Origin of the sequence: Oceanisphaera sp. IT1-181 (assembly GCF_033807535.1) — a bacterium.
Lineage (GTDB): Bacteria > Pseudomonadota > Gammaproteobacteria > Enterobacterales > Aeromonadaceae > Oceanimonas.
Genome location: NZ_CP136856.1, coordinates 2,717,929 through 2,730,600, shown reverse-complemented (window position 1 = coordinate 2,730,600; position 12,672 = coordinate 2,717,929). Strand labels below are relative to the sequence as shown.

The window sequence follows — 12,672 nt, the reverse complement described above, 5'->3', positions numbered from 1 at the left end:
ATGAGTGTCATTTTTTACTGAAGATAAGGTGGAAACACTGGATGCGAGTGCGTGGCGCTGCCCGCTGCCATTACTGCGCATGAAAATGTGGCTTAAAGCCGCCTCTGTAGGACAACAATTGCGTTTATGTATCTCAGATGCGGGATCCCGCCAAGATATTCCTTCCTATCTATTACGCATGGGGCACGGGCTCACCGAAGAAAGTGACGATGGCCATCTGCTGATCTTACTCATTACTAAAGCACCATAAGGAACGAATTGCATGCTAGACGTTATTAAGCATTGGTATCGGACTCGTTTTACGGATCCCGGTGCGGTGGCGCTATTTTTAAGCCTGCTATTTGGCTTTGTGGTGGTGTATTTTCTCGGCCATATTTTGGCGCCATTTTTTGCCGCCGTGGTGATCGCGTATTTGTTGGACTGGCCGGTCAGTCGCCTCGAACGTTGGGGGTTTAAACGGGTATTGGCGACAGCTGTAGTACAACTACTGTTCGCCATAGTGGTGGTGGTCTCGCTGATCAGTATAGTGCCGACCTTTTTATCGCAAATGGCGAACTTGGCTCGTGAAATACCCACCATGATCACCAGCACCCAAGACGCATTGCTCACGCTACCCGAGCGCTATCCTGAAATTGTCGATGTGACCTTGATGCAAAGCATACTCGACGATGGGCGCAGCCGCTTGCTGGGCTCGGCCAATGCCATTGTAAGTGTGTCATTCAGCTCGCTGACCAACGCGGCCGTGCTGATGGTGTATCTGCTTTTGGTGTCGGTGCTGGTGTTCTTTATGCTCAAAGATAAGCGTCAATTAATGAACAGCAGCCGCCGTTTTCTACCGCGAAATCGCGAGCTGGTATCGCGAGTATGGCGAGAAATGAACGTACAAATTGCCAACTATGTGCGCGGTAAGGTGATAGAAATATGTATTGTTGGTGGCGTTAGTTACATCACCTTTATGCTGCTCGACTTGCGCTACCCCTTGTTGCTGTCGGTGTTGGTGGGTTTTTCGGTACTGATCCCCTACATAGGTGCTGCGGCGGCTACCGTACCCGTGGCCATGGTGGGTTTGTTTCAGTGGGGTTTTACGCCGCCGTTCTTTTACTTAATCGTCGCCTACAGCATTATCCAAGCGCTGGATGGCAACGTGTTAGTGCCGATTTTGTTTTCAGAAGCGGTAAACCTGCATCCGATAGCCATTATTATGGCGGTGCTTATTTTTGGCGGACTGTGGGGCTTTTGGGGCGTATTTTTTGCCATCCCACTGGCAACGCTGGTCAAAGCCGTGTTTAACGCCTGGCCTCGTGATGAGTCAGTGCCCGTGCTTGAGCACAAAGAGGGTTAAGTGCCGAATGGGTTGTCGCGGTTAAAACGCGTGATCAAATGGATTTAGTGTAAATAACGGTGTTTTCCGCAGATGGCACGAATGTAGAAGCCGCTTTAGCCGGCTGGTTTTGCGCAGCAAAACTAATACCTTCAGGCAATACCTGAGCGAAACAAAAGACGATGTTATATTTTAACTCAGCGTCGATATTCACATATTGCACGAAGGTGGCTGCACTAAGTGCTTTAGAACACAAATTTAACTAACGCAATAAAGGATAGAAAAGTGAGAGAACATTTTGGCTCACGCTTTGGCTTTATCATGGCGGCGGCAGGTGCTGCGGTAGGGCTAGGTAACATTTGGGGTTTCCCCACACAAGCGGCCAGCAATGGCGGCGGCGCCTTCTTAATGGCGTACTTGCTATTGGTGATGCTACTGGGCTTTCCCATGCTGGTGATGGAGGTGGCCATCGGTCGCTACGGCCAAGCCAACCCCGTGGACTCGGTGCGCAAGCTGGGCCGCAGTGGCATACAAAAGCAGCTCGCCGCGGCCGTGGGTTATTTGGGCATGTTGGTGCCAAGCCTAGTGTTGACTTTTTATGCCATCGTCGCCGGTTGGCTGCTGGCCTTCTTGGCGGCGGCCATTACGCGTCTGATGGGCTGGGACAGTGCCACCGAGTGGCTGCAAGCCTTTGGCTTGGGCCGCAATATTGTGGGTACCCTGATCTTCTATTTGCTGACTATCTTGGTGGTGCAAGCGGGTGTACGTAACGGTATAGAGCGCTGGTCGGCTCGCCTAATGCCGGCGTTATTTGTGCTGTTTTTGGTGCTATTTTTTTACATCCTCACTCAAAAAGGCGCCATGGCTGGCCTAAAACATTATTTAGTGCCGGATTTTAGCAAAGTATTGGAGCCTAAATTATTGGTGAGTGCCATGGGGCAGGCGTTTTTCTCGCTGACCATAGGTGGCTGCTCCATGTTGATGTATGGCTCTTACCTGAGTAAGCAAGAAAACATTCCGCGCACTGCGCTGCAAATTACCTTACTCGATACCGGCGTGGCCTTTTTAGCGGGCTTGGTGATTTTGCCGGCCATGTTTGTGGCCATGAATAACGGCGTGACTATCTTTGCCGATGACGGCAGCCTGCTGGACTCTGATACCTTAGTCTTTACCGTGCTGCCTGCCTTATTCGAGACCATGGGGCCGTCTGGGCTCGTGATGTCGCTGGTGTTTTTTGTGTTGATGGGCATAGCGGCCCTGACGTCGTCGATTTCCATGTTAGAAGTGCCGGTGTCTTATACTACAGAGCGCTTCAAAGCCTCGCGACCGTTCATGACTTGGGTATTGGGAACAGGATTAGCGGTGCTGAGCGTGATTATCTGTTTTAACTTTGGCAGCTTGTTTGGCTTCGTTATTCGTCTGTCTACCCAGCAAATTCAGCCTTTAGTGGGCTTGGGCTTCGTGCTGTTAGGCGGTTGGATGTGGGGACGGGCTAAGTTGTTTGAAGAGTTGGTACAAGGCACGCCTGAACTGTCTAGCAGCCTGTTTTGGCGGATCTGGCCCACCTACGTGCGTGTGGTCTGCCCGTTATTGGTTATCTTAGTGATCGCCAGTAATTGGTAAACTAGCGCCGAGGGCCGAGCGCCCGGCACCCAGCTAAACAAAAGCCCCAAACCTAGAAGGTGCGGGGCTTTTTTTCTGCCGTCTTCCTGACGAAAGTCAGGATCCGGTTTTGCTCTGTTTTATCTAGGCGCTGGGCGCTGTTAGTAGAGCATACTGTACAGCTTGCGACGATAAGTTGAGGCTATAGGGTCGGCGCCTAAGGTGATCAACATATCTAAGAAGTGTTTTCTGGCATCACCAAAGGCCAGATCTTTTTGCAATACGCTGACCAGTAATTGCAGCGCTTCTTCTTGACGACCCGCTTGAAATAACTGCACCGCCAATTCTTCTTTTAAGCTCAATGACTCTGGCTCTGCGGCCAGCTTTTCTTCTAATTCACGGATCTCTGGGCTATCGGCGGCTTCTTCTGCCAGCTCTAAACGCGCCAAAATATGCTGATATTGGCTATCTTGGTCGGCCATGCCGATGCTGGCGAGCAATTGCTTGGTCTCTTCCAGCTTATTCAGTGCCAATGCCGCTTCCGCCAAGTAGAGACGAATAGCCGAACTGTCTTGCAGTGCACGAGCTTGCTGTAACAGGCCGTAGGCCGCTTGTGGGTCTGTGCCTAGGAGCTGCTTTGCTTCATCCAGCAATAACTCGGCCTCGTTGGGCTGGTAGGGCGCTAAGAAGTCGGTAATGGCCGCTTCGTCTTGGGGACCTTCTAACACATCTACCGGCTGACCGTCTTTAAAGGCCACCATAGCAGGTAGCGCGCGCAGGCCTAATTGCGAGGCCAAGCTTTGCAGCTGAGGGTCTGCTACATCGACGCGGGCTAAGTCCAGTTGGGCATGATCGTCGCCAATCAGTCTTTCCAGCACTGGGCTCATGGCTTGGCATTCGGGCACAGCCTCTGCATGAAAGAAGATCACCACGGTTTTAGCCATGGAGGCGTCAATTAACGCTTGCTGAAAATTCTGTACATTGATGTCAACTATCATAGATAAGCGTCTCGCTGGATAAGAAAAAATTTAAGGGCTTATATGCCTTGGCTCACACATATGTTGGGCTGATCACCGCTAATTTCAAGCGCTAGCCCTAAATCAGCCACGCTCAATAGCTCCAGTGGGGTAGCCTGCGCGCCTTGGATGGCCAGTGTCAGTCGGCTACTGGCATCTTTATCCTCCTGCAATAAAAAGTGCTGTAACTGATAGTGCTGCTCGTCAAACCGAGCATAGTCTTGTTCGGGTTGCCAGTGCACGGCGCTTAAGTTATTGGCAATGCCCCCACCGTGCGCCTTAAGCACGGCTTCTTTGATGGTCCATAACCGTAAAAAATGCTCAGGCTCAGGGTGCTGAGCCAACCAGGCTTGTTCGTCTTCACTAAAGTAGCGCCGTGCTAAGCGTTGTATTTGAGTGTTTGATAGCTGGCGTGATTCCAGATCCACGCCCAAGGGCGCCTGATTACTGATAGCCAGCGCCAATAGGCTGCCAGTGTGACTGATATTGAAGTGCCAGCTAGGGTTTAACCTGTTAGGCAATAACTTATCGGGCCTACACATTTCCGGCCTAAACAAGGTTGGCTTACCTTTATTATTTATTGAAATTGAGATCTGGGACGGACTAAGCAGTAGTTTGGGAGCCAAGAGTTGGCGCAGTAGATAGCGCCCCAGCAGAAAGAGTTTAGCGGGCACTGGATTCGCTATCTGTGCCAGACGAACCCGCTCCGGCGTTGATAGTGACTCATGGGCATCGGGTGGCAAAATGAGGTGATTTGCGTCACAAATCAGCAGTCGGTTAAAAATATCCTTGTTTATACTCATATTATTTTTGCAAAGCCCCTACCTTCTGCACTACTATCTGTGCGATTAATATTTATTATCATTAATTTCCATTATTGTTAACCACTTCCTATTAACAACTGGTTGCCATAATTCTTATGAAAAAGGTAATTATTCTTAGCGGCTTATTGCTGATTGCCGGTTGCAGTAGCAGCCCCAAGCAAGAGTCAGGAAAAAAGTTGGTTGCAAAAAAGCCCACTTCTTCCCTTACTTACAGTATTAGTACTGCACCGATGAAGCGAAAGCAGACTCTGAGCTCGATGCGTAACTTAAATCAGGCGTATCAAAAATGGCGAGGCACGCCTTACCGTTTTGGTGGAGTAGATGACCAAGGTATCGATTGCTCGGCTTTTACGCGTAATGTGTATCAAGAAGCCTATGGCATGGAGTTGCCCAGAAGCACTTATGAACAAATAGAGCTGGGACGAGAAATTTCCCAGCAAGAGTTACAGCCCGGCGATTTAGTGTTCTTTCGCACCGGCCGTACTCAACATAATGGCGTTTATGTAGGGGATGGCAAATTTGCCCATGCCTCTTCCAGTGTCGGTGTGACCATTTCGCGGTTAGACAACGTGTATTGGCGCAGCCGCTACTGGCAAGCACGCCGCCTGTTAGACACGCATTAATCGCAGCGTGAGCAATAGTCGTTAAAAAAACACCGAACTGAAAAGTTCGGTGTTTTTTTATGGGTGGAGCCAAGAGCCAAGATTCACTTACTTGTTTAAGGCCTAATATTTTCTTCCAGCTTCCAGCTTATTTACCTTGAAAACGATTTAAATCGCTCATCACTTGCAGTAATAACGACAGCTCTGGGCTGTCATTAGACTCGAGCTGGTAGTCTTTGGCGCGCAACAATTGCATGTCGCCGCGGCGATTAAACAACGTGATGTCGTTATGCTGATAAATGGCATATTCATCTTCGTCAGAGGCTAAGCGCCACCTGTCATCGTTGGCTTTAAACAGCGACTGACCGGTACTGTAACTGCGCGCTGGGCTTTGCACGCCGAGGGCTTGGCGCATAAGACTAGGGGCTAAGTCCAGCTGGCTGGTTGGGTAATCAAAACTCATGGGCTGATCTCGCCCTGGCCAAGCAATCACTAATGGTACTTGTAGTTGAGCCAAAGAATAGGCATTGCCCGAACCCCAAGTATTATTGTCATAATCGTTAAACTCCATACCATGACTAGAAGTCACAATAATAATAGTGTCACGCTCTTGCTCATTGCGGTACTGAGGTAAGGACAATAACTGACCTAACAGGCGGTCCGTATAAAATACCGAGTTACGATAGCGATTAAACAGCGCTTCTCGCTCGATATTTTGATAAGGCTGGGCCGGATTAATCTTAGACAATGATGGTTGGAAGGGACCAGTGGCACCCTCAGGCAAGTCCAGACCATTAATGGCATCTAAATAGATAAACGAAAACCAAGGTCTCTGCTCATCTTGCTGTGCCAACCAACTATTAAACTCAGACACTATGTGGTTATCGCCTTTAGCACCACCAGTAGCGTGGCTAAAGCTGCTGTGGCGCAAGGAGGAAAAAATGGCTTTCTGATACACAGATTCGTCTAAGCCGCCGCTGGCAAATAAACCAAAGCGATAATCTTGGCGCTGCAATTCACTGATCAATAACGGCGCGACGCCTTCTTGCTCTGCATCGGTGCGATAGCGACTGGGCAAGCTATAAAACAAGCTAAACAAGGATGCTTGGGTGTTATTACCGGCACTTAAGTGATCGTTAAAGCGCAAGTGCCGCTCGGCAAAACGATGCAGGTTAGGCATGGTAATAGCATCAAGCTGATCCCCACGCAGGCCATCGGCCACCACCAATAAAATATTGGGTGCCAATTCAGGTGCGGTGACCGACAGGGGCCGCAGTGGGTAGTTGAGCTTGCGCTTAGCGTGCTCAGGCACTTGTTGAGACAGTTGCTTGTATTGGTCTTCGTCTAACCACCCTTGTTTGATCAAGAAGCTCTTGGCAGTCATGGGATAAGACAGCGGAAAGTTCGCTTTTTGCTCGGTGATCGGCGTATACACATAGGCATCCGCCCAAATATGTAGGCTGTGGGTGAGAAAAAAGCAAGCCAAGAGCGGCACTGCTAATGGCCAAGTGAGGGAGCGACGGCGGCGTTGGCTCCAACGCCATAACCAGCCGGCCAGCCACAGCTCAAATAAGAAGACCACAGGCACCCAGACAAACAGCCAGCCCCAACCCGAGGCTTGCTCAGTTTGCGCTTGTTCGAGTAATAACCGCCACACAGTGGGATTAAGGTGAAACTTAAATAGGCTAAATACTTGCGAGTCGACCAGTAACAGCGTTAGGGCCGCGGTGCCAATGGCGGCCGCCAGCCATTGCAAGGTGCGCAGATTAGGAAACAAAAAGGTCAGTGGAAACAGCGTTAGCAGGTAGGTAAAAAAAGTCAGGAAAGCGAAATGACCGGCCCAGCTGATCAGCAAATAAAAGCTGCCGAGCAAGGTGTCAGGCCAGCCAGCGATCAATAAAAACCGGCTAGACACCAACATGGCGAGCAGCACGTTAAAAAAGACTAACCAGTGTCCCCAGCCAATCAGGTGAGAAACATTGTCGCGATAGAGATTACCGGTTTTGAGCATAATTAAGCAGTTTCGTTAACACCTATCAGCTAGCAATACGTCGCCAGCAGTGAGTAAAAAATCCAACATTAGCGATAAAAAAGGCTCTTAGTGAGCCCCTTTTTGCGTATCTACCGAGGCAGTGAGTACCTTAGCAAACTTATCCGCTATGGTTTTGCGTTGTCCCGGGGCAATTTGGTGATTAATAATATGGGTCGCCAAATTACCTAACACCATCAAGCGTAAGTCGGCAGGAGCCAAATGTTGGTCCATCACGGCTTCAAGCTCGCTTAATAATTGGTCAAATTCTTTTTCGTACTTGGAAATAACAGGCATGGGCGTTCAATCATGTATCTTGATAACAGGACGGCTATAATACCCCACCCCATCAGGCAACTCTACGGCAATCTGTTATGAGCTTGGACATAGAACACATCATAGTACATTCCCTATTTTTGGATGAGCAGGGTCAGACCCAGCTTGCCACGCGTGAAGAAGAGCTCGCTACAGGGCCGGCAGTGAATCACTTAATGGCTGAGCTGCATCATATTTACAACACCAAGGCCGGTAAGATTTTTGGCTACTTCAATGACGAAGACGACAGCTTTCGCGATCTTGTACGCCGAGTTGAAGATCAAAGCTTAACCTTTGCCGCCTTTAGCCATCAGGCCGGTGAGCGCTTGCTCGCTGAGCTCAAACGTTTAGACATGAGCGAGCAGGGCGTGCTGCTATTTGTGCGCTACCAATGGCTGGGTGCACATTACTTATTAATTGCCCTGTTAGATAACAAAGACAGCGTTACCGTGACCGAGAAACTGGAAGTGAGTCATGCTAGCTACTTGGACTTAGGAAAGATGCAGTTGGCTGCGCGCTTAGACTTAACTGAACTGCGCATTCGTCCTGACTCGCGCCGCTATTTCTCCTTTATTAAGGGCCGCGCTGGGCGCAAGGTGTCTGACTTTTTCTTAAATTTCTTATCGTGCGTAGAAGGCATGGATCCTAAGGCGCAAAGCCAAGGCCTGCTAAAAGCCGTGGATGAGTTTTGTGAAGCGCGCCAATTAAGCCCCGAAGAAAAGCTCGAAAGTAAGGCTCTGGTTAATAAGTACTGCCGCGAGCAGCTAAAAGAAGGCGAAGAGCTGGAGCTGCGCGAATTATCGGCCGAAATGGGCACCGACAATGACTTGGATTTTTATCAGTTTGTCAGCGAAGAATATCAGCTGGAAGATAAGTTTCCGGTGGATCGCTCGGCCTTAAAAGGCTTAACCAAATACGTAGGATCCGGCGGCGGCTTAACCATCAGCTTCGATCAAAAGCTGCTAGGGGATCGCATTCAATACGACGCCAATACCGATACTTTGGTTATTCAAGGCCTGCCACCCAATTTGAAGTCGCAGTTAGTGAAGTAAAATAACGCCTTACGCAGTACGCCTTACGCTATCAGACAGAAAGACACCAAACGGTTAGTTTGGTGTCTTTTACGTATGGCATACAGCGTATATCGTATGGCGTTATGTTTATGATCTAATCAAATGATCATAGGCACTCAAGGCGGCGGTGGCACCGGCACTCATAGCAATCACAATTTGCTTGTAAGGCACGGTAGTGGCATCACCAGCGGCAAACACGCCGGGCATTGAGGTTGCACCCTTGGCATCGATGATCACTTCACCAAAGCGGGTTAGCTCCACGGCTGAGCCTTGCAAGAACTCTGTATTTGGCACCAAGCCGATTTGCACGAAAATGCCAGCCAAACTTAAATGCTGCAGCTCACCACTGACTCTATCGATATAGTGCATGCCGCTGACTTTCTGGCCGTCACCCAGCACTTCTGTAGTCTGAGCATGAGTAATAATGTCGATATTGGCCAAAGACTTGGCTTTGCGCTGCAGCACTTCGTCGGCCCGTAAGTGGTCGGAAAATTCCAGTACGGTGACATGCTCGACTATGCCCGCCAAGTCGATGGCGGCTTCTATACCAGAGTTACCGCCACCGACCACTGCCACGCGTTTGCCTTTGTAGAAAGGGCCGTCACAGTGTGGGCAATAGGCCACGCCTTTATTGCGATATTCCTGTTCACCGGGCACGTTCAGCTCACGCCAGCGGGCACCGGTAGCCAAAATCATCGAACGGCTCTTAAGCGTGGCGCCACTGGCCAGCGTAACCTGCAAGCCTGCTTAGTCTGGATTAGTGGAGGAGATGGTGGTGATATCTGCCACGTGCTGATTGGTAATAATTTCCACGCCGTATTCTTTTACATGTTGCTCAAGGCTGGCCACCAGTTTTGGGCCTTCGGTATAGGGCACGGAAATAAAGTTTTCTATGCCCATGGTGTCTTGCACCTGACCGCCGAAACGCTCGGCCACAAGCCCAGTACGAATACCTTTACGCGCCGCATAAATGGCGGCTGCCGCACCGGCAGGTCCGCCGCCTACTACTAATACATCGAAGGTTGCTTGCTCATTTAAGCTGGCAGCTTGGCGATCAGTAGCACCCGTATCTAACTTATTGATGATTTCTTCTAGGCTGATGCGACCTTGGCCAAAGTGCTAACCATTCAGATAGATAGCGGGCACCGTCATCACTTGGCGCTGCTCGATTTCTTCTTGAAACAGGGCGCCGTCTATCATCACATGGGTGATATTCGGATTAAGGGTGGCCATCAGATTCAGTGCCTGCACTACATCGGGGCAGTTCTGACGATCTCAGTGTTGATACTGACCTAATTCTTACTAATTAATAATGGCTAAACCATAACTAACTGATATTTATGATTAAAATTTAACATAAACATTGAGTTTCGAGGATGAGGTCAGTAATAGCTAATAACTATCAATTTCCTTGGCGGTAATCGAGTGTGCAAAATGATAGATGAGAGAGAATGAGATAGAGGGTGAGATAAGAGAGAGTTAAGAGTGAGTGCTAGGGAAAGAGAGCCGTAGGGGAATTAAGAAAAAGCGCTTAAGTAATGTGATAGCACAGGCATGAATTGCATTTTTTCATGTACTTATGTGAGCTGGGTCGAGTTAAATGGTAAATATTTTGCTGTGCAGCATTTGGCGTGAGTGAGAGTCTAAGTCGTAATGATGGCTAGCTGAGAGTCGGGAGAGTAGTTTGCTTTGCGAGATATTTATGTTAGGAGATGAATGGCAAGCAATTTTGTTTCATAAAGTAGTGTGCCTTATCTCGTTAATTGAAGTATTGGCGTAAATGTACGCTGCTCGAAGCGTTTCTGACATGATTTAGCTGTTAATTAGCCAGTCTAAGCGTCTAAATTTTGATTTTAAGATCATATTTTAGTGGTAAAAATAGGCGGTTATGTGACCTGTGTTATAAATTTGTTACTGCGTGGCTTGCTTTACTTTTGTTTTTTGGTCAGATTAAGGTTGTAACGCGGCGCAAAATGAGCGGGAACGATGATAATAAAAAGATATGGTAAAACGCTACTTAACCGACATCTAATAAAAATAACCTGCGGCCCTCATAACAGAGCCAGTACGGATTTAAGAGTAGCTAGGTTCTAGAAGTATTTAGTTTACAAGTAAAGTACGCATATTAATTGATAGCCTCATAAAGGACAGACACTATGCCATACGCAAGCGAACTTGATGCACTTACCACGTTACTCAAACAAAACCCGAGCTGGGGCGCCATTAAGCCGGCGCATGCTGCGCGTATGCGTATCCAGAATAAATTTAAAACTGGGTTAGATATCGCCAAGTACACGGCAAAAATCATGCGTGATGACATGGCGAATTACGACCAAGACAGCAGTAAGTACACTCAGTCACTCGGTTGCTGGCACGGATTTATCGGCCAGCAGAAGATGATTTCCATTAAGAAACACTTTGCCAGCACAGAGCGCCGTTACTTGTATCTGTCTGGCTGGATGGTAGCGGCGTTACGCTCACAGTTTGGTCCACTGCCGGATCAATCCATGCACGAAAAAACCGCAGTGCCGGATCTTATCAGTGAGCTGTATACCTTCTTACGCCAAGCTGATGCCTGGGAGCTTAACCATCTATTCCGTGATCTTGAAGCGGCAGAAGCAGCAGATGATGCGATTAAGATGCGCGATATTCAGACGCAAATTGATAATCATCAAACCCACGTAGTGCCGATTATTGCCGATATTGATGCGGGTTTTGGTAACGATGAGGCCACCTACTTGCTGGCCAAGAAAATGATTGAAGCCGGCGCTTGCTGTATTCAGATTGAAAACCAAGTGTCCGATGAAAAGCAGTGTGGCCATCAAGACGGCAAAGTAACTGTGCCCCATGCAGACTTCTTATCAAAGATTAATGCGGTGCGCTTGGCCTTTTTAGAGCTCGGCGTTGACGATGGCGTGATAGTGGCGCGTACCGACTCCTTGGGCGCGGGCTTAACCAAGCAAATTGCCGTTACCAACGAGCCTGGCGATTTAGGTGACCAATACAACAGCTATATCGATGGCGACATTATTAACAGCGCCGAAGACATTAACAACGGCGATGTGGTGATCAAACAAAACGGTCAGTTAGTGAAGCCTAAGCGCTTAGCCTCTGGCTTGTTTCAGTTCAAAGAAGGTTCAGGCGAAGACCGAGTGGTGATGGATTGTATCGCCAGCTTGCAGCACGGTGCTGATTTATTGTGGATTGAAACTGAGAAGCCTCACGTCGGCCAAATTGCCGCCATGGTGAATCGTATTCGCGAAACTGTGCCTAATGCCAAGCTGGTTTATAACAACAGCCCTTCCTTTAACTGGACGCTGAACTTCCGCCAGCAGGTATACGACGCTTGGGCAGAAGAAGGTAAGGATCTGAACGGTTACGACAGAGAAAAGCTGATGAGTGTGGATTATGATGACTCCGCACTGGGTAAATTGGCGGATGAATGGACGGCTAACTTCCAGCGCGACTCTGCGCGCGAAGCAGGTATCTTCCATCATTTGATCACACTTCCTACTTATCACACGGCGGCACTGTCGACCGACAACTTGGCCAAGGGTTACTTTGGTGAACGCGGTATGCTGGCTTATGTAGCCGATGTGCAGCGTAAAGAAATTCGCGAGGGCATCGCCACCGTGAAACACCAAGATATGGCAGGCTCCAACATTGGTGATGATCATAAAGAGTTCTTTGCCGGTGAAGCTGCCCTGAAGGCGGGCGGTAAAGACAACACCATGGGTCAGTTTGAAAACGTTTAATATAAAAAAGTGTGACCTCTGAGGTGTGCTCAGAGTAGTGTTCCCTTACTTTATGGCAGCCAATTGGCTGCCTTTTTTTTGGCCGGCCTTGCTGACTGGGGCTCGCATTATTAATCAAGTGTTATAATTGGCCTC

General features: G+C 48.9%; 10 protein-coding genes and 1 pseudogene. 6 read left to right on the top strand and 5 right to left on the bottom strand.

Annotated features, from left to right (window positions below):
* Positions 1-4 precede the first annotated feature (4 nt).
* The 3 genes from R0134_RS12095 (at position 5) to R0134_RS12085 (ending at position 2,944) form a co-directional block, all read left to right on the top strand.
* Positions 5-250: a sulfurtransferase TusA family protein gene (locus R0134_RS12095; RefSeq protein WP_319782205.1), complete on the top strand. Its 246-nt coding sequence runs from the start codon at positions 5-7 to the stop codon at positions 248-250.
* A gap of 12 nt (positions 251-262) precedes the next feature.
* Positions 263-1,342 (top strand): AI-2E family transporter, encoded by a 1,080-nt coding sequence (locus tag R0134_RS12090; protein WP_319782203.1) that lies wholly within the window; start codon positions 263-265, stop codon positions 1,340-1,342.
* 264 nt (positions 1,343-1,606) lie between these two features.
* Positions 1,607-2,944 carry a sodium-dependent transporter gene (locus R0134_RS12085; protein ID WP_319782202.1) on the top strand — a complete coding sequence of 446 codons (1,338 nt, stop codon included), beginning with the start codon at positions 1,607-1,609 and terminating at the stop codon, positions 2,942-2,944.
* Positions 2,945-3,084: 140 nt separating this feature from the next.
* On the opposite strand, the gene R0134_RS12080 is transcribed toward R0134_RS12085, so the two are convergent.
* Both R0134_RS12080 and R0134_RS12075 read right to left on the bottom strand, forming a co-directional pair.
* Positions 3,085-3,921, bottom strand: a complete 837-nt coding sequence (locus R0134_RS12080; protein ID WP_319782201.1) for a tetratricopeptide repeat protein — start codon at positions 3,919-3,921, stop codon at positions 3,085-3,087.
* Between the two features lie 38 nt (positions 3,922-3,959).
* A complete protein-coding gene (locus R0134_RS12075) occupies positions 3,960-4,742 on the bottom strand; it encodes a 4'-phosphopantetheinyl transferase family protein (RefSeq protein WP_319782200.1) in 783 nt (260 codons plus the stop codon).
* Positions 4,743-4,993: 251 nt separating this feature from the next.
* On the opposite strand from R0134_RS12075, the gene R0134_RS12070 reads away from it, so the two are divergent.
* Positions 4,994-5,386: an NlpC/P60 family protein gene (locus R0134_RS12070; protein WP_413641463.1), complete on the top strand. Its 393-nt coding sequence runs from the start codon at positions 4,994-4,996 to the stop codon at positions 5,384-5,386.
* Between the two features lie 127 nt (positions 5,387-5,513).
* Here the strand turns inward: R0134_RS12070 and R0134_RS12065 are convergent, their stop codons facing one another.
* Complete coding sequence (locus R0134_RS12065; RefSeq protein WP_319782198.1) at positions 5,514-7,376, bottom strand: DUF3413 domain-containing protein; 1,863 nt, start codon at positions 7,374-7,376, stop codon at positions 5,514-5,516.
* Between the two features lie 87 nt (positions 7,377-7,463).
* Positions 7,464-7,691, bottom strand: coding sequence for a DUF1414 domain-containing protein (locus R0134_RS12060; protein WP_319782197.1), 228 nt, complete (start codon positions 7,689-7,691; stop codon positions 7,464-7,466).
* A 77-nt stretch (positions 7,692-7,768) separates the two neighbouring features.
* On the opposite strand from R0134_RS12060, the gene yejK reads away from it, so the two are divergent.
* Positions 7,769-8,761 carry a nucleoid-associated protein YejK gene (gene yejK, locus R0134_RS12055; protein ID WP_319782196.1) on the top strand — a complete coding sequence of 331 codons (993 nt, stop codon included), beginning with the start codon at positions 7,769-7,771 and terminating at the stop codon, positions 8,759-8,761.
* A gap of 108 nt (positions 8,762-8,869) precedes the next feature.
* On the opposite strand, the pseudogene ahpF reads toward yejK, so the two are convergent.
* Positions 8,870-10,051: pseudogene (ahpF, locus tag R0134_RS12050) on the bottom strand (alkyl hydroperoxide reductase subunit F); the annotation flags it as partial.
* Positions 10,052-10,938: 887 nt separating this feature from the next.
* Here ahpF and R0134_RS12045 point away from each other — a divergent pair.
* Positions 10,939-12,537: an isocitrate lyase gene (locus R0134_RS12045; protein WP_319782195.1), complete on the top strand. Its 1,599-nt coding sequence runs from the start codon at positions 10,939-10,941 to the stop codon at positions 12,535-12,537.
* The last annotated feature ends 135 nt before the right edge of the window (positions 12,538-12,672 follow it).